Source organism: Actinotalea sp. JY-7876 (assembly GCF_014042015.1).
In the GTDB taxonomy this organism is placed as follows: domain Bacteria; phylum Actinomycetota; class Actinomycetes; order Actinomycetales; family Cellulomonadaceae; genus Actinotalea.
The window spans coordinates 1,424,900-1,442,461 of sequence record NZ_CP059493.1; the positions used below are offsets into that span (position 1 = coordinate 1,424,900).

The following is a 17,562-nucleotide window of genomic DNA, read 5'->3' on the forward strand; positions in this document are numbered from 1 at the left end:
AAAGTCGATGCCATTTGTCGGCGTTCTTGGTGGGTGTCCTGCTTTCGGTGGGGTGCTTGTCGGGGGCGGACGACGTGGTTGAGACGAATGTTTAACGTCAGTTGACATTTGATCGATGCCAGATTCAACTGGCCCCTTTCGGGGGGTCGCTTCGTGTGTTGGTTTCTCTGCCCTTTCGGGGGTGGGTGACTATAGACATCTACGGAGAGTTTGATCCTGGCTCAGGACGAACGCTGGCGGCGTGCTTAACACATGCAAGTCGAACGGTGATCTCGGTGCTTGCACCGGGTGATCAGTGGCGAACGGGTGAGTAACACGTGAGTAACCTGCCCCAGACTCTGGGATAACTTCGGGAAATCGGAGCTAATACCGGATACGAGACGCACGGGCATCTGTAGCGTCTGGAAAGAATTTCGGTCTGGGATGGACTCGCGGCCTATCAGCTTGTTGGTGAGGTAATGGCTCACCAAGGCGACGACGGGTAGCCGGCCTGAGAGGGCGACCGGCCACACTGGGACTGAGACACGGCCCAGACTCCTACGGGAGGCAGCAGTGGGGAATATTGCACAATGGGCGAAAGCCTGATGCAGCGACGCCGCGTGGGGGATGAAGGCCTTCGGGTTGTAAACCCCTTTCAGCAGGGAAGAAGCGAAAGTGACGGTACCTGCAGAAGAAGCGCCGGCTAACTACGTGCCAGCAGCCGCGGTAATACGTAGGGCGCAAGCGTTGTCCGGAATTATTGGGCGTAAAGAGCTCGTAGGCGGTTTGTCGCGTCTGCTGTGAAAACCCGAGGCTCAACCTCGGGCCTGCAGTGGGTACGGGCAGACTAGAGTGCGGTAGGGGAGACTGGAATTCCTGGTGTAGCGGTGGAATGCGCAGATATCAGGAGGAACACCGATGGCGAAGGCAGGTCTCTGGGCCGCAACTGACGCTGAGGAGCGAAAGCATGGGGAGCGAACAGGATTAGATACCCTGGTAGTCCATGCCGTAAACGTTGGGCACTAGGTGTGGGGCTCATTCCACGAGTTCCGTGCCGCAGCAAACGCATTAAGTGCCCCGCCTGGGGAGTACGGCCGCAAGGCTAAAACTCAAAGGAATTGACGGGGGCCCGCACAAGCGGCGGAGCATGCGGATTAATTCGATGCAACGCGAAGAACCTTACCAAGGCTTGACATATACCGAAAACTCATGGAGACATGGGGTCCGCAAGGGCGGTATACAGGTGGTGCATGGTTGTCGTCAGCTCGTGTCGTGAGATGTTGGGTTAAGTCCCGCAACGAGCGCAACCCTCGTCCTATGTTGCCAGCACGTCATGGTGGGGACTCATAGGAGACTGCCGGGGTCAACTCGGAGGAAGGTGGGGATGACGTCAAATCATCATGCCCCTTATGTCTTGGGCTTCACGCATGCTACAATGGCCGGTACAAAGGGCTGCGATACCGCGAGGTGGAGCGAATCCCAAAAAGCCGGTCTCAGTTCGGATTGGGGTCTGCAACTCGACCCCATGAAGTCGGAGTCGCTAGTAATCGCAGATCAGCAACGCTGCGGTGAATACGTTCCCGGGCCTTGTACACACCGCCCGTCAAGTCACGAAAGTCGGTAACACCCGAAGCCAGTGGCCCAACTCGTAAGAGGGGGAGCTGTCGAAGGTGGGACCAGCGATTGGGACTAAGTCGTAACAAGGTAGCCGTACCGGAAGGTGCGGCTGGATCACCTCCTTTCTAAGGAGCATCTGGCGCGAGAGCGTCCAGGGCCTACTACTCGAGCGTTCGTCTCGAGGTGGGTAGCTCACGGGTGGAACATCGACCAGTGGCAGCCGCGTTGGTGGCTTCTCAGTACCTCGTGCTTCGGCGCGGGAGGAACCTGAAGACCTCCGGGTGGTTGTTTCGGCACGCTGTTGGGTCCTGAGGGAACAGGTGTTTGCACCTGGACCTCGGGCCGGCCCCCAGTGGGGGGTTGGTTGCGATCGGACCTTCGGGACCGGATGAACCGCTTCGCCTTCGGGTGGGGTAGGCGCCGGGATCCTGGTGGGGCCGCCCGTAGCTTGAGAACTGCACAGTGGACGCGAGCATCTTTAAGTAAGTCTTTGTGGCAAGTTTTTAAGGGCAAACGGTGGATGCCTTGGCACTAGGAGCCGAAGAAGGACGTAGTAGCCTGCGATAAGCCTCGGGGAGTTGGCAAACGAACCGTGATCCGAGGATCTCCGAATGGGGAAACCCAGCTGGAGTCATGTCCAGTTACCCGCGCCTGAATATATAGGGCGTGTGGAGGGAACGTGGGGAAGTGAAACATCTCAGTACCCACAGGAAGAGATATTCCGTGAGTAGTGGCGAGCGAAAGCGGAGAAGGCCAAACCGATCGTGTGTGATAGCCGGCAGGTGTTGCACGGTCGGGGTTGTGGGACCTTTCAGTCAGTTCTGCCGAGCTGGCAGGGAGTCAGAAAGTCGCGTCATAGTCGAAGGGCATTGAAAGGCCCGGCACAGAGGGTGCGACCCCCGTAGACGAAATGGCGTGGCCTCCCGAAGGGGATCCCAAGTAGCACGGGGCCCGAGAAATCCCGTGTGAATCCGGCAAGACCACTTGCTAAGCCTAAATACTCCCTAGTGACCGATAGCGGACAAGTACCGTGAGGGAAAGGTGAAAAGTACCCCGGGAGGGGAGTGAAATAGTACCTGAAACCGTTTGCCTACAATCCGTCGGAGCCTCCCTAGCAGGGGTGACGGCGTGCCTTTTGAAGAATGAGCCTGCGAGTTAGTGGTACGTGGCGAGGTTAACCCGTGTGGGGAAGCCGTAGCGAAAGCGAGTCCGAATAGGGCGATACAGTCGCGTGCTCTAGACCCGAAGCGAAGTGATCTAGCCATGGGCAGGTTGAAGCGCGGGTAAGACCGCGTGGAGGACCGAACCCACCTGGGTTGAAAACCGGGGGGATGACCTGTGGTTAGGGGTGAAAGGCCAATCAAACTTCGTGATAGCTGGTTCTCCCCGAAATGCATTTAGGTGCAGCGTCACGTGTTTCTTGCCGGAGGTAGAGCTACTGGATGGCCGATGGGCCCTACAAGGTTACTGACGTCAGCCAAACTCCGAATGCCGGTAAGTGAGAGCGTGGCAGTGAGACTGCGGGGGATAAGCTCCGTAGTCGAGAGGGAAACAGCCCAGACCACCAGCTAAGGCCCCTAAGCGTATGCTAAGTGGGAAAGGATGTGGAGTTGCACAGACAACCAGGAGGTTGGCTTAGAAGCAGCCACCCTTGAAAGAGTGCGTAATAGCTCACTGGTCAAGTGATTCCGCGCCGACAATGTAGCGGGGCTCAAGTATACCGCCGAAGCTGTGGCATTCACACAATAGCTAGGTCTTCGGATCCAGGCGTGTGGATGGGTAGGGGAGCGTCGTGTGGCGAGTGAAGTCGCGGGGTGACCCAGCGGTGGACGCCACACGAGTGAGAATGCAGGCATGAGTAGCGAAAGACGGGTGAGAAACCCGTCCGCCGAATGACCAAGGGTTCCAGGGCCAGGCTAATCCGCCCTGGGTAAGTCGGGACCTAAGGCGAGGCCGACAGGCGTAGTCGATGGACAACGGGTTGATATTCCCGTACCGGCGAAGAACCGCCCATACCGAGCCCGGTGATGCTAAGTGCCCGAAGCCGTCTAGATCCCTTCGGGGACGTGACGGGGGAGCGCACGACCCGAACCGGTAGTAGGTAAGCGTATTAACAGGGGTGACGCAGGAAGGTAGCCCAGCGTGGCGATGGTAGACCACGTCCAAGGTTGTAGGGCGAGCTGTAGGCAAATCCGCAGCTCACATAGCCTGAGAACTGATGGTGACCGCTTATGCGGGATGATTGGGTGATCCTATGCTGCCTAGAAAAGCCTCGACGCGAGGTTCTAGCCGCCCGTACCCTAAACCGACTCAGGTGGTCAGGTAGAGAATACCAAGGCGATCGAGAGAATCGTGGTTAAGGAACTCGGCAAAATGCCCCCGTAACTTCGGGAGAAGGGGGGCCTGAGGCGTGTAGGCACTTGCTGCCGAAGCGTTCGAAGGCCGCAGAGACCAGGGAGAAGCGACTGTTTACTAAAAACACAGGTCCGTGCGAAGTCGCAAGACGATGTATACGGACTGACGCCTGCCCGGTGCTGGAAGGTTAAGAGGACGGGTCAGCTCTTCGGAGCGAAGCTCAGAATTTAAGCCCCAGTAAACGGCGGTGGTAACTATAACCATCCTAAGGTAGCGAAATTCCTTGTCGGGTAAGTTCCGACCTGCACGAATGGCGTAACGACTTCTCCGCTGTCTCAACCGCGAACTCGGCGAAATTGCACTACGAGTAAAGATGCTCGTTACGCGCAGCAGGACGGAAAGACCCCGGGACCTTTACTATAGCTTGGTATTGGTGTTCGGTACGGCTTGTGTAGGATAGGTGGGAGACTGTGAAGCCGGCACGCCAGTGTCGGTGGAGTCAACGTTGAAATACCACTCTGGTCGTTCTGGATATCTAACCTCGGTCCGTAATCCGGATCAGGGACAGTGCCTGGTGGGTAGTTTAACTGGGGCGGTTGCCTCCTAAAATGTAACGGAGGCGCTCAAAGGTTCCCTCAGCCTGGTTGGCAATCAGGTGGCGAGTGCAAGTGCACAAGGGAGCTTGACTGTGAGACTGACAGGTCGAGCAGGGACGAAAGTCGGAACTAGTGATCCGGCGGTGGCTTGTGGAAGCGCCGTCGCTCAACGGATAAAAGGTACCCCGGGGATAACAGGCTGATCTTGCCCAAGAGTCCATATCGACGGCATGGTTTGGCACCTCGATGTCGGCTCGTCGCATCCTGGGGCTGGAGTAGGTCCCAAGGGTTGGGCTGTTCGCCCATTAAAGCGGTACGCGAGCTGGGTTTAGAACGTCGTGAGACAGTTCGGTCCCTATCCGCTGCGCGCGCAGGAAACTTGAGAAGGGCTGTCCCTAGTACGAGAGGACCGGGACGGACGAACCTCTGGTGTGCCAGTTGTTCCGCCAGGAGCACGGCTGGTTGGCTACGTTCGGAAGGGATAACCGCTGAAAGCATCTAAGCGGGAAGCCTGCTTCAAGATGAGGTTTCCATGGGACTTGATCCCGAGAGGCTCCCAGCTAGACCACTGGGTGAATAGGCCGGATGTGGAAGGCAGGACTAACGACTGCCGCAGCTGACCGGTACTAATAAGCCGATAACTTGACACACTCTTACTTGTGCTACGCGTCCACTGTGCGGTTCCCGAGATACGGTCGGGAACCCGATTGACATCTCCATAGAGTTTCGGCGGTCATAGCGAAGGGGAAACGCCCGGCTCCATTCCGAACCCGGAAGCTAAGCCCTTCTGCGCCGATGGTACTGCACGGGAGACTGTGTGGGAGAGTAGGTCGCCGCCGAACATCACTTCACAACGAGGCCGTCCCCTTTTCGGGGACGGCCTCGTTGCGTTGCCCGAAAGTTGTCCCCGTCGCGCCGTCGTTGTTCGGCGTGCGCGCTTCGGGCGGCGCTGATGGCGTAGCGCCGGTCCCGGAAGGGGCCCCGTGAGAACCGTCCGCGCCCCGCGTGAGACGATGGGTCGAGTCAAGAAGAGAGGACGTGCCGGCGTGTCTGACGACAGCACTGGTGCGCGCAAGCCTGTCGATGGAGCATCGTCGGGGCGCGCGGAGAAGCGTGTGAACGGCGCCACGGATCGTGGCGCGGGTCCCGCGGGCGGCACGGGCCGCGCCCCAGGTGCGGATCGCCGTGCTGAGCCTCGACGGGACTCGTTCGGCGGCTCAGGTCGTGGATCCGCGGGAGGCGGGGATCGGCGCGACGCCGGGCGCGGCGCCGGTGAGCGGTACGACCCGCGCAAGCCCCGCACGCGCGCCGGGGCGGCGGGCGGATCCGGGGCGTCCGCGCGTCCTCGTCCCGAACGGACGTCGGCTCCGGCTGGGTCGGGCGGACCGGGTCGTGGTCGTCCCGACAGTCGCGGTGCTGCGGACCGTGGAGGGCGTCCGACGACGCCTCGACCCGCGCGCGGCGGCGTCGAGCGCCCGGCGGATGCTCGTGAGCGCGAGAAGCCGCGCGGACCCGTCGCCCCCGAGCTGCCGGACGACGTCCAGGCGTCGGATCTGGACCGGGCGGCGCGGAGCCGACTGCGGACGCTCAGCAAGGACAACGCCGACGGTGTCGCACGGCACCTCGTGATGGCGGGCCGCCTGCTCGACGACGACCCGGAGCTGGCCTACGAGCACGCCCAGGCGGCCGTTCGCCGTGCCGGCCGGGTCGACGTCGTCCGGGAGGCGGCCGGGCTCACCGCCTACCGCACGGGCCGGTACGCCGAGGCGCTCCGTGAGCTGCGGACGGTCCGTCGTCTCAACGGCTCGGACGAGCACCTGCCGCTGCTGGCCGACTGCGAGCGTGGGCTCGGCAGGCCCGAGCGGGCGATCGCGATCTCCCAGGAGGAGGCCGCGCGGACGCTCGAGCCGGAGGGACTGGTGGAGCTCGCGATCGTCGTCGCCGGCGCACGCCTGGATCTCGGCGACCCGGACGCCGCGCTCGCCGCGCTGTCGGCGCCGGCCGTGCGGGCGGCGTCGGGCGAGCAGGCGGAGCGGGTCCTGGAGGCGCGGGCCGAGGCACTACGGGCCGCGGGAAGGCTTGCCGAGGCCGCGGCGATCGACGCCCAGCTCGGCGGCACCGATGACGAGGTGGTCGTGTACGACCTCGAGGAGGACGGCGGCGCCGACGCGGCGCCTGACGAGGTCGCGCCGGACCGTGCGCCTGAGGCGTCGGCCTCGGGCGGGGTCGACGGCGGGCGGGAGAGCTGATGCTCATCGAGTGCACGAGCACCCTGGCCCAGGCCTACGACCTCGCTCTGGTCGACCTCGACGGGGTCGCGTATCGCGGTCCGGAGCCGATCACGCACGCGGCGGAGAGCCTGGCCGCTGCACGTGAGGCCGGCATGTCGCTGGTCTTCGTGACGAACAACGCCTCCCGCGAGCCGGAGGCGGTCGCCGGGCAGCTCAGCGGTCTCGGCATCCCCGCCGAGCCGGGTGAGGTCATGACGGCTGCCCAGGCCGCCGCCGCGGTGCTCGCCGAGCGGCTCGAGGCCGGCTCCCGCGTGCTCGTTGTCGGCGGCGCCGGGCTGGTGACGGCGGTGCGTGCGGTGGGCATGGAGGTCGTGACCTCGGCCGATGACGAGCCGGCCGCCGTGGTCCAGGGCTTCGCGCCCGACCTCGGGTGGAAGCACCTCGCGGAGGCGGCGTACGCCGTGCAGCGGGGCGCCTGGTACGTGGTGAGCAACCTGGACCTCACGCTCCCCAACGAGCGGGGCATCGCACCGGGGAACGGCTCCCTCGTCGGCGTCGTACGCGCGGCGACCGGCGTCGAGCCCGTGAGCGCCGGCAAGCCCGAGCCGACGATGTTCCGGCTGGCGGCCGAGCGCCGATCGGCGCAGCGACCTCTGGTGATCGGCGACCGGCTGGACACCGACCTGGGCGGCGCCCGCGCGGCCGGGTTCCCCGGCCTGCACGTGCTCACGGGCGTGAGCTCGGCGCGCGACGTCGTGCTGGCTCCGGCCCACGACCGGCCGAGCTTCCTCGGGGAGGACCTGCGGGCGCTGCACCAGCCGCACCGCGCCCCCGCTCTCCGCGAGGGCTGGTGGGTCTGCGGCGACGCGTCGGCGACGGTGCGCGACCGTGCGCTCGAGGTGCGGTCCGGCGCGGGCGGCGACCCGATGGACGTGGTGCGGGCCGCCTGCGGCGCCGTCTGGACGGCTGTCGACGCTGGCGGGTCCGTGGACGCGGGCACGGTGCCGGAGCTGGTTCCCGCACCGCGCTGAGCTTCGCGCGTCAGGCCCGCGGTCCTCCACCCGTGGGCGGTAGCGTGGGCGTTCGACGAGCGATCGACGACGAAGGGGTGCGCGTGGAGCACGAGGGGATGGCGGGCGCCGGGACGGGCGACGACGCCGTCGACCAGGCGCTCAGCGTGCTCGACGGCCTGGCCGAGCGGCCGGTGCGTGAGCACGTCGGCGTCTTCGAGGCGGTGCACGCCGCCCTGGCGGACCGGCTCGCGGAGGGACCGTGACCGCCGGCGCCGCCCGCCTCGACGCGGAGCTGGTGCGCCGCGGACTCGTGCGCTCCCGCACGCGCGCGGCGCGGCTCCTCGCCGAGGGACGGGTCGCGGTCGACGGCGAGGTCGTCACGAAGCCCTCGCGTCCGGTGGGCGAGGACGCGGAGATCACCGTGGACGCCCCCGCGACCGAGTACGTCTCGCGCGCCGCGCTCAAGCTCGCCGGGGCCCTCGACAGCCTGGCGGGTGCGCCCGGCGCCCCCGACCCGCGCGGCCGCTGGTGCCTGGACGCCGGGGCCTCGACGGGCGGGTTCACCCAGGTGCTGCTCGAGCGGGGTGCCGCCCACGTGCACGCCGTCGACGTCGGCCACGGGCAGATGGATCCCGCGCTGGCCGGCGATCCCCGGGTGACGTGCCGCGAGGGCGTCAACGTGCGCGACCTCGCACCCACGGGCCTCCCGCGGCTCGCGGAGCTCGTCGTGGCGGACCTCTCCTTCATCTCGCTGACGCTCGTGGTGGGGCCGCTCGTGGCGCTGTGCGAGCCGGCGGGCGACCTGCTGCTCATGGTCAAGCCGCAGTTCGAGGTCGGGCGGGAGCGCCTCGGCTCGGGCGGGGTCGTGAAGTCGACCGACCTGCGGCGCGAGGCCGTCCTCGGTGTCGTCGAGGCCGCGCGGGCGCACGGGGCGTCTCTGCGCGCCGTCGTGCCCAGCCCGGTGCCCGGGCCCGCCGGCAACCACGAGTACTTCGTGTGGCTGCGACCGGAGCCCGCCGAGGGGCGGGACGCGCTGCACGTCCGCGAGGCGGTGCGGCGCGCCGTCGTGGACGGGACCACCGCCGTGATGGTCGACGAGCTCCGAGGACTGCCGCGGAGGACCGCATGAACCGGTCGGTGCTCGTCGTCAGCCACGGCGGTCGGCCCGAGGCGGTGCGCGCCGCCGAGGAGGCTGTGCGCGCGCTGCGCGCGCACGGGCTCGACCCCGTCTTCGAGGAGCAGGTCGGCGACGTCGACGCGCTCGAGATGGTGGTCGTCCTGGGCGGCGACGGGACGATCCTGCGCGCGGCGGAGCTGACGCACGGCTCCGGCGTGCCCCTGCTCGGCGTCAACCTCGGACATGTCGGGTTCCTCGCCGAGAGCGAGCGCGAGCAGATCGACGAGGCGGTGCGCCGGATCGCGTCGCGCGAGTACGACGTCGAGGAGCGCGGGACGATCGAGGTGCGCGTCCTGCAGCCGGGCGGCGACGTCCGCACGGGCTGGGCGCTGAACGAGGCCACCGTCGAGAAGTCGGACCGCGCCCGCATGGTCGAGGTCGTCGTCGAGGTCGACGGGCGCCCGCTGTCCTCCTTCGGCTGCGACGGCGTCGTCATGGCGACGTCCACCGGGTCCACCGCGCACGCGTTCTCGGCCGGGGGCCCGGTGGTCTGGCCGGACGTCGACGCGATGCTGCTCGTGCCGGTGTCGGCGCACGCCCTCTTCGCCCGCCCGCTCGTCGTGGGCCCCGCGTCGGTGCTGGCGGTCGAGATCCTCGGCCGTTCGTCGAGCGAGGGCGTGCTCACCTGTGACGGCCGGCGCAAGATCGACCTGCCCGTCGGGACCCGGGTGGAGGTGCGGCGCAGCCCCGTGCCCGTCCGGCTTGCCCGGATGAGCCACGCGCCCTTCACCGACCGGCTGGTCTCCCGCTTCGCGCTGCCCGTGACCGGGTGGCGCGGTCGAGGGCCGAACGGCAGCACCGAGCGCGACGAGGGCGCGGCTCGGGAGGGTGCCGTGGTCGCGGCGGGGGACGGCGGGTGATCGAGGAGATTCGGATCGAGAACCTCGGCGTCATCGAGGCGGCCACCGTGTCGCTCGGACCGGGGCTCACCGCCATCACCGGCGAGACCGGGGCCGGCAAGACGATGGTGCTCTCCGGGCTGAACCTGCTGCTCGGGCGCCGTGCGGACGCGGCCGTCGTGCGCGTCGGGGCGAGCCAGGCGACGGCCGAGGGCTGCTTCGTCGTCGACCCGGCCTCGCCCGTCGCCGAGCGCGCCCGCGAGGCCGGCGCGCAGGTGGACGACGACGGGACCCTCGTGGCGCTGCGCACCGTCGCGGCCGCCGGCCGCTCGCGCGCCTTCCTCGGCGGGCGGACGGTGCCGCAGTCCGTCCTCGGGGAGATCGCGGAGGACCTGGTCACCGTGCACGGCCAGCAGGACCAGGCCCGGCTGCGCTCGCCGCGTCGTCAGCGCGAGGCCCTCGACGCCTTCGCGGGCGCCGAGCACGCGGCCGTGCTCGCCGAGTACCGCGCGGCGTGGTCGCAGCGTCAGCGCGCGGCCGAGGAGCTCGACGCCATGGTGTCGAGCGCTGCGGAGCGCTCGCGCGAGGCGGAGCTGCTGCGCCTGGGCCTCGCGGAGGTCGAGCGCCTGGCGCCCCAGCCGGGGGAGGACGTCGAGCTCGCGGCCGAGGCCGCGCGCCTCGGTCACGTCGAGGAGCTCCGCACCGCCGCTGCGTCCGCCCACCTGGCCCTGGCGGGCGACGACGACGGGGGAGCGGGCGCCACGGCGACCGTGGAGCTCGCCCGGCGGAGCCTCGAGGCCGTCGCGCCCCACGACGGCGTCCTCGCCGCCCTGGCGGAGCGCCTCGCCGAGGCCCGTTACCTCCTCGACGACGTCTCCGCCGAGCTCGCGAGCCACGGCGACTCGCTCCTCGCGGACCCGGCGCGCCTCGAGGAGGTCAACCGGCGGCGCGCGGAGCTGACGGCCCTGAGCCGCAGCCACGGCGCCGGGACCCTCGACGAGGTGCTGGCCTGGTCCCAGGACGCCGGCCTGCGCCTGCTCGAGCTCGAGGGCACCGACGACCGGACGGCCGCCCTGCGGGCACGTCTCGGCGAGCTCGAGGAGCGGCTCACGACGCTCGCGGCCCGGCTGACCGCCGCGCGGACGGACGCCGCGACGCGGCTCGCGTCCGCCGTGACGGCCGAGCTCGCCGGGCTGGCCATGGCGTCCGCCGTGCTCGAGGTACGGCTCCACCCGACGCCCGAGCCCGGGCCGTGGGGCGCCGAGGACGTCGAGATGCTGCTGGCCTCCCACGCGGGTGCCCCGCCCCGGCCCCTGGGTCAGGGCGCGTCGGGCGGTGAGCTCTCGCGCGTCATGCTCGCGATCGAGGTCGCGCTGGCGACGGCACCCGGCTCGGGTGCGGCGCGGCCCCCGACGTTCGTCTTCGACGAGGTCGACGCCGGGGTCGGCGGCAAGGCGGCGGTGGAGGTCGGTCGGCGCCTCGCCGAGCTGGCGCTCGGCGCCCAGGTCGTGGTCGTCACGCACCTCGCGCAGGTGGCCGCGTTCGCCGACCGGCACCTCGTCGTGACCAAGTCCACCGCCGGTGACGTCGTCACCGCGTCGGACGTGCGGCACGTCGAGGGGCAGGATCGCGTCGCCGAGCTCGCGCGCATGCTCTCGGGGCAGGAGGACTCGGACGCCGCGCGGCAGCACGCGGCTGAGCTCCTCGAGCGCTCCGTCGTGGGACGATGATCCCCGATGAGACTCAGCCTGCGACCGCGCCGAGCGGCTCCTGACGAACCCGGACTGCACGGGCCGGTCCGGGTCGACCCCCGGACCAAGAACCTCACCAAGCGGCTGCGGCCCGGTGACGTCGCCGTGATCGACCACCTGGACATCGACCGCGTCTCGGCCGAGGCGCTCGCCGCGTGCCGGCCTGCCGCCGTGCTCAACGCGGCACGGTCGACGTCGGGCCGCTACCCGAACCTCGGTCCGGACATCCTCCTGGCCGCGGGGATCCCGCTGGTGGACGACCTCGGCCCCGACGTCCTGACCCTCACGGAGGGTCGGCAGGTGCGCGTCGTCGACGGCGCGGTGTACGACGGCGACCGCCTCGTGGCCGAGGGGACCGTGCAGGACGAGGCCTCGGTCGCCGCGGCGATGGAGGAGGCCCGCGCGGGCCTGGCGGTCCAGCTCGAGTCGTTCGCGGCCAACACCATGGACTACCTCCGCCGGGAGCGAGCGCTCCTGCTCGACGGGGTCGGCGTCCCCGACATCGAGACGGTCATCGACGGTCGCCAGGTGCTCATCGTCGTGCGCGGGTACCACTACAAGGAAGACCTCGTCGCGCTGCGGCACTACGTCAAGGAGTACCGCCCGGTGCTCATCGGCGTGGACGGCGGCGCCGACGCGATCCTCGAGGCCGGCTGGAAGCCCGACCTCATCGTGGGCGACATGGACTCCGTCTCGGACCGTGCGCTGCGGTGCGGGGCCGAGGTCGTCGTGCACGCGTACCGCGACGGCCACGCCCCGGGCGTCGAGCGCGTCGAGAAGCTCGGCGTCAAGCACGTCGTGTTCCCGGCGACCGGCACGAGCGAGGACGTCGCGATGCTGCTGGCCGACGACAAGGGCGCGGAGCTCATCGTGGCCGTCGGCACGCACGCCACCCTCGTCGAGTTCCTCGACAAGGGCCGTTCCGGCATGGCGAGCACGTTCCTCACGCGCCTGCGCGTCGGCAGCAAGCTCATCGACGCCAAGGGCGTCTCACGTCTCTACCGCCAGCGGATCTCGAACTGGCAGCTCGCGTGGCTCATCGTCGCCGGGCTGCTCGCACTCGGGGTCGCGCTCGCCTCCACGTCGGCCGGGCAGACCCTGTTCGGCCTGTCCGCCGCCTGGTTCGACGACGTCTGGTCGTCCGTGCGGGGCCTGTTCGGCGGTGGGGCATGACGTCCCCCGCCGCCACCGACCGAGAGACCTCACAGTGATCGACTTCAGGTACCACATCGTCTCCCTCATCTCCGTCTTCCTCGCGCTCGCCGTCGGCATCGCGCTGGGCGCGGGTCCGCTGAAGGAGACCATCGGCGACACGCTGACGGGCCAGGTGGAGCAGCTCCGGGCCGAGAAGGAGGAGCTGCGCGCCCAGCTCGACGACGCGTCGGCGGACCTCGCGGCGCAGGAGGCGGCGTTCGCCGCCGCCGCGCCGGAGCTCCTCGACGGCATCCTGCCCGGGCGACGGGTTGCCGTCGTGCAGCTCGACGACGTCGCGCCCGAGGTGCGCGACGCGGTCACCGAGCGCCTGACGCAGGCCGGTGCGACGGTCTCCGCCACGGTGCAGGTCACCGAGCTGTGGGACGACCCCGACCAGCGCTCCTTCCGCCAGGGCATCGCGAGCAGCCTCGTCGAGCGGCTCGACCCGGTTCCCGCGCAGGACGCGGGCACGGGGACGGAGCTGGCCGAGGCGCTCGCGCAGGCGCTGACGATGGCCGAGCCGACCGACCCGGACGCGGTCGCCGCCGACGCGGTCACCGTCATGGACCTGCTCGTCGAGTCCGGGCTCGTCACGCTCGGCGACGGCGGCGTGAGCGCGCCGGCCGACGCCATCGTCGTCCTCGCGGGGCCCACGGTGAGCGCCGAGGAGGCCGAGTCCACGCAGGCGACGCCCGAGGACGACCCGGCCGTGCAGGAGCTCGCCGACGCGCGGCTCACGTCCGCGCTGCAGATCGCGCGCGCGGCCCAGGAGCGGTCGCGTGCCGCCGTGGTGGTCGGGGGCGAGCTCGTCGAGGGCAGCCTGGTCGAGCGGGTGCGCGCCGACGAGGGGACGGCCAGCCGCATCAGCACCGTCGAGTCGGCCAACGAGCTCGTGGGGCAGGTCTCGGTGCCGATGGCGCTGAGCGCGAGCCTCGGCGGGAGCGTGGGCCACTACGGCCCGAGCCCGGACGCCACCGCGCCGCTGCCGCCGCACGTCGTCCTGCCGCCCATCGAGCGCGTGGCGCAGGCGCCGGTCGATGCCGCCACGGAGTCCGACCCCGGCGCCGAGGCCGGCACGGAGCAGGGATGAGCATCGTGCGCGCCGCCGTGGCTGCGGCCACGACCGCCGCGGCCGTGACCGCCGTCGGGCGCCGTGCGCTCGGGGCGACCCTGGGCGGGTCGCCGCGCTGGACGCGGGTCAACCACCGGGGGGCACCCATCAGCCTCCTGGAGGGACCCGCGGTCGCCGCCGGGCTCGTCGCCGGCGCCCTCGCCGGAGGCAGGTCGGGGAGCAGGGAGGCGCTCGCCGGTGCGGTCGCCGCGGCGGGCGGCGCGACGTTCGGCCTGGTCGACGACCTCTCGGAGGACGTCAGCCGCACCCGCAAGGGTCTGCGGGGTCACCTCGGCGCCCTCGCGCACGGCGAGCTGACCACGGGCGGTCTGAAGGTCCTCGGCATCGGCGCCACGGGCGTCGTGGCGTCCGCGCTCGCGCTCGAGCGGGGCACGACCGGCCGCGTGGCCCACGCGATCGACGTGCTGTGCGCCGGCGCTCTCGTGGCCGGCACCGCCAACCTCGTCAACCTCCTCGACCTGCGCCCGGGGCGTGCCCTCAAGGCGGGCGCGCTGCTCGCCGCACCGGCCCTCGTGACCGCGGGCGCACCCGCTGCCGCGGCGGCGCTCGGCGCGGCCGGTGCGGCGCTGCCGCGCGACCTCGGCGAGCAGGACATGCTCGGTGACGGCGGGGCCAACGCCCTGGGTGCGATCGTCGGCACGGCGCTCGTACTCGGGACGCCCCGGCCCGTGCGCGCCGCACTCCTCGCCGCGGTCGTCGGCCTGACGCTCGCGAGCGAGCGGGTGAGCTTCACCGCCGTCATCGCGCGCACGCCCGCCCTGCGCGCCCTGGACGAGTGGGGCCGGCGCCGGGACCGCGCGTGAGCCCGGCCGCCCGGCGGGCGCTGGGCGGGCTCGTCGGGGCTGCCGCGCTCATCGCGGGCATCACGGTGCTGAGCCGGCTGCTCGGCTTCGGGCGGTGGTTCGTCCAGTCCTGGGCGGTCGGCTCCACCCAGACGGGGACCGCGTACGCGACGGCCAACGTGCTGCCGAACGTCCTGTTCGAGGTGCTGGCCGGCGGCGCGCTCGCGGGTGCGGTCGTCCCGCTGCTGGCGGGACCGCTGAGCCGCGGCACCCGCCACGAGGTCGACCGGATCGCGTCGGCGATGCTCACCTGGGCCGTCGCCGTGCTCGTGCCCGCGTCGGTGCTGCTCGCTCTGGTCGCGCGCCCGCTCACCGAGCTGTTCCTGTCCCCGGAGCGCTACCCGGCGGCGACGGTCGAGCTCTCGGCGCACCTGCTGGTCGTCTTCGCGCCGCAGGTCGCGCTGTACGGCGTCGGCATCGTGCTCACGGGCATCCTCCAGGCCCAGCGCCGGTTCGCCTGGCCCGCCGCCGCGCCGCTCGCCTCGAGCGTCGTCGTCATGACGAGCTACCTCGTCTTCCGTGGGCTCGCCGTGCAGGCGGTCGACGACCCGGCGTCGCTGTCGACGGCCGCGGTGGCCTGGCTCGGCTGGGGCACGACCGCCGGCGTGGCCGCGATGAGCCTGCCGCTCCTCGTCCCGGTGCTGCGCTCCGGGGTCCGGCTGCGCCCGACCCTGCGCTTCCCGGACGGCGTCGGGCGCCGCGCGACCCGGCTCGCGCTCTCCGGCATCGGCGGCCTCCTCGCGCAGCAGGTCTCCGTGCTCGTGACGCTGCGCCTCGCGAACGCCTACGGCGACGACGGCACCGTCAACCTCTTCCAGTACTCCCAGGCGGTCTACCTGCTCCCGTACGCGGTGCTCGCCGTGCCCCTGGCCACCGCGACGTTCCCCCGCATCGCCGAGCACCACGCGCACGGCGCCCACGACGTCGCGGCGCGCCTCGTGGCCGCCAGCACGCGGACGGTGCTCGTGGTCGGCGCGGCGGGAGCGGCCGCCCTGGCCGCCGTCGCCCCCGCCGTCGCGCAGGTCTTCGGCGACGTCGACGCGAGCCGGGACCCCCAGACCGTGGCCGCCATGGCTCCGACGCTCACCCTGCTCGCCCCCGGGCTCGTGGGCTTCGGGCTGCTCTTCCACCTCTCGCGCGTCCTGTTCGGGCTCGAGCGCTCGCGCGCGTCGGTCGTGGGAGTCGCCACCGGCTGGCTCACCGTCGCTGCCGCGTCGGTCGTCGCCGTGGTCGCGCTCGCGAACGACGACGGCGACGTGGTCGGCACGCTCAGCGGCCTCGCGGTGGGCAGCTCCGTCGGCATGACCGTCGCGGGCGTCGTCCTGGTGGCGCTCGTCGCCGGTGCCGCCGGCCGCTCGGCCGTGGCCGGGCTCGGGCGCACGGCCGCCGTCGCCGTGGCCGCAGCCGTCGTCGGCGCCGTCGTCGGCCGCCGGATCGTCGACGCCGTCGCCGGGCCCGGCGACGCGGTGCTGCCCGCGCTCGGCGCGGGCGTGCTCGGTGCTGTCGCGGCCGTGGGCCTGGTCGCCGCCGCGACCGCTCTGCTGGACCGCACCACGCTGCGCGCCCTGCAGCACGCGGGAGCCGATCCCGCCGCCGCACCCGCCGAGGCCGGCGAGACCCCGGGCACCGCGCCGGGCGCCGCCGGCGCACCGCCCACGACCCCCGGGAGGGACTCCGATGCCTGACCAGCCGACCCACCGCGAGGCGAGCGGCACCGGGCCGCGCGTGCTGCAGGTCCTCGGGTCCAGCGCCGGGGGCGTCGCCCGGCACGTCGCCCAGATCGCCGCGGCCGCTCCCTCGCGCGGGATCCGGGTCGCGGTCGCGGGTCCGGCCGCCCTGCGCGCGCAGGTGGCGGGGGAGGGCGTCCCGTACGTCCCCGTCGAGATCACCGACCGCCCGGGGCCGGGCGACGTGGCGGTCGTCCGCCGGCTGCGTGCGCTCGAGCGGACGACCGACGTCGTGCACGCCCACGGGCTGCGCGCGGGTGCGCTCGCGGTGATCGCCGCGGCGGGCCTGCGGGGCCGGCCGGCGATCGTCGTGACGCTGCACAACCTGCCCGTGGGCGGGGCAGCGGTCCGGGCGATCGCCGAGGTGCTCGAGCGCCTGGTCGCGCGGGGAGCGGACGTGGTCCTGGGGGTCTCGGGTGACCTCGTGGAACGTGCCCGGGCGCGCGGGGCCCGCCGCGCGGAGCGGGCGCTCGTGCCCGCCCCGCCGCACCCGGCGCCGACGTCGGACCGCGCGGCGGTGCGCGCGGACCTCGGGGTGCCGGACGGCGGACGCCTGCTCGTCACGGTGGCCAGGCTCGCGCCCCAGAAGGGGCTCGACCTCCTGTGCGATGCGGCGGCGCACCTGGCCGGCGTGCGGGGGGACGTGACGTGGGTGCTGGCCGGCGACGGGCCGCTCGCCGACCACCTCGCGGCGCGGGTCGCCGACGAGGCGCTGCCCGTGCGCCTGCTGGGTCGGCGCTCGGACGTGGCGGACCTCATGGCCGCCGCCGACGTCGTCGTCTCGACGGCACTGTGGGAGGGGCAACCGCTGGGGGTGCAGGAGGCCCTCGCGCTCGGTGCGGCCGTGGTCGCGACCGACGTCGGCGGGACGCGCGAGGTCACCGGCGACGGCGCCGCGGTCCTCGTGGCGCCCGATGCGAGCCTGGTGGCCGGCGCCGTGGCGGCGGTGCTCGGCGACGACGCGCGCCGCGCGCACCTGCGCGAGGCGGCGCTCGCGCGCGCGGCCGAGCTCCCGACCGTCGCCGACACCGTCGACCAGCTCGAGCGCGTGTGGCGGGACACGGCGACGCGGCGGGGGACCGGGACGCCGCGCGTCGGGTAGAGTGGAA

11 protein-coding genes and 3 rRNA genes are annotated in these 17,562 nt (G+C 70.9%); all 14 read left to right on the forward strand.

What is annotated here, in order from left to right; genetic code table 11:
* Positions 1-198: 198 nt before the first annotated feature.
* The 14 genes from H2O74_RS06745 (at position 199) to H2O74_RS06810 (ending at position 17,555) form a co-directional block, all read left to right on the forward strand.
* Positions 199-1,721 (forward strand): 16S ribosomal RNA (locus tag H2O74_RS06745).
* Between the two features lie 368 nt (positions 1,722-2,089).
* Positions 2,090-5,197, forward strand: a 23S ribosomal RNA gene (locus H2O74_RS06750).
* A 75-nt stretch (positions 5,198-5,272) separates the two neighbouring features.
* Positions 5,273-5,389: ribosomal RNA gene (rrf, locus tag H2O74_RS06755) — 5S ribosomal RNA — on the forward strand.
* Together the 16S, 23S and 5S rRNA genes form the textbook arrangement of a ribosomal RNA operon.
* Positions 5,390-6,175: 786 nt before the next feature.
* A complete protein-coding gene (locus tag H2O74_RS06760) occupies positions 6,176-6,796 on the forward strand; it encodes a hypothetical protein (RefSeq protein WP_255491835.1) in 621 nt (206 codons plus the stop codon).
* Positions 6,796-7,809 carry an HAD-IIA family hydrolase gene (locus H2O74_RS06765; RefSeq protein ID WP_182113684.1) on the forward strand — a complete coding sequence of 338 codons (1,014 nt, stop codon included), beginning with the start codon at positions 6,796-6,798 and terminating at the stop codon, positions 7,807-7,809. The genes H2O74_RS06760 and H2O74_RS06765 overlap by 1 nt, the downstream gene beginning before the upstream one ends.
* A gap of 83 nt (positions 7,810-7,892) precedes the next feature.
* Positions 7,893-8,054: a hypothetical protein gene (locus H2O74_RS06770; protein ID WP_182114358.1), complete on the forward strand. Its 162-nt coding sequence runs from the start codon at positions 7,893-7,895 to the stop codon at positions 8,052-8,054.
* Positions 8,051-8,920: a TlyA family RNA methyltransferase gene (locus tag H2O74_RS06775; RefSeq protein ID WP_182113685.1), complete on the forward strand. Its 870-nt coding sequence runs from the start codon at positions 8,051-8,053 to the stop codon at positions 8,918-8,920. The genes H2O74_RS06770 and H2O74_RS06775 overlap by 4 nt, the downstream gene beginning before the upstream one ends.
* Entirely contained in the window at positions 8,917-9,828 is a 912-nt protein-coding gene (locus H2O74_RS06780; protein ID WP_182113686.1) for an NAD kinase, read from the forward strand. The genes H2O74_RS06775 and H2O74_RS06780 overlap by 4 nt, the downstream gene beginning before the upstream one ends.
* Complete coding sequence (gene recN, locus H2O74_RS06785; RefSeq protein ID WP_182113687.1) at positions 9,825-11,537, forward strand: DNA repair protein RecN; 1,713 nt, start codon at positions 9,825-9,827, stop codon at positions 11,535-11,537. The genes H2O74_RS06780 and recN overlap by 4 nt, the downstream gene beginning before the upstream one ends.
* 6 nt (positions 11,538-11,543) lie before the next feature.
* The gene (steA, locus tag H2O74_RS06790) at positions 11,544-12,731 is read left to right on the forward strand and encodes a putative cytokinetic ring protein SteA (protein WP_182113688.1); all 1,188 of its coding nucleotides are present in this window, start codon (positions 11,544-11,546) and stop codon (positions 12,729-12,731) included.
* A 34-nt stretch (positions 12,732-12,765) separates the two neighbouring features.
* The gene (locus H2O74_RS06795; RefSeq protein ID WP_182113689.1) at positions 12,766-13,842 is read left to right on the forward strand and encodes a copper transporter; all 1,077 of its coding nucleotides are present in this window, start codon (positions 12,766-12,768) and stop codon (positions 13,840-13,842) included.
* Positions 13,839-14,687, forward strand: coding sequence for a hypothetical protein (locus tag H2O74_RS06800; RefSeq protein ID WP_182113690.1), 849 nt, complete (start codon positions 13,839-13,841; stop codon positions 14,685-14,687). The genes H2O74_RS06795 and H2O74_RS06800 overlap by 4 nt, the downstream gene beginning before the upstream one ends.
* A complete protein-coding gene (murJ, locus tag H2O74_RS06805; protein WP_182113691.1) occupies positions 14,684-16,411 on the forward strand; it encodes a murein biosynthesis integral membrane protein MurJ in 1,728 nt (575 codons plus the stop codon). Before H2O74_RS06800 ends, murJ begins: the two co-directional genes overlap by 4 nt.
* Entirely contained in the window at positions 16,404-17,555 is a 1,152-nt protein-coding gene (locus H2O74_RS06810) for a glycosyltransferase family 4 protein (RefSeq protein WP_182113692.1), read from the forward strand. Before murJ ends, H2O74_RS06810 begins: the two co-directional genes overlap by 8 nt.
* Positions 17,556-17,562 lie beyond the last annotated feature (7 nt).

Coding starts and splice junctions, on each gene's coding strand:
- H2O74_RS06780 (WP_182113686.1), top strand. CDS start 8,917: ATGAACCGGTCGGTGCTCGTCGTCAGCCACGGCGGTCGGCCCGAGGCG.
- H2O74_RS06800 (WP_182113690.1), top strand. CDS start 13,839: ATGAGCATCGTGCGCGCCGCCGTGGCTGCGGCCACGACCGCCGCGGCC.
- H2O74_RS06765 (WP_182113684.1), top strand. CDS start 6,796: ATGCTCATCGAGTGCACGAGCACCCTGGCCCAGGCCTACGACCTCGCT.
- H2O74_RS06810 (WP_182113692.1), top strand. CDS start 16,404: ATGCCTGACCAGCCGACCCACCGCGAGGCGAGCGGCACCGGGCCGCGC.
- H2O74_RS06760 (WP_255491835.1), top strand. CDS start 6,176: ATGGCGGGCCGCCTGCTCGACGACGACCCGGAGCTGGCCTACGAGCAC.
- steA (WP_182113688.1), top strand. CDS start 11,544: ATGAGACTCAGCCTGCGACCGCGCCGAGCGGCTCCTGACGAACCCGGA.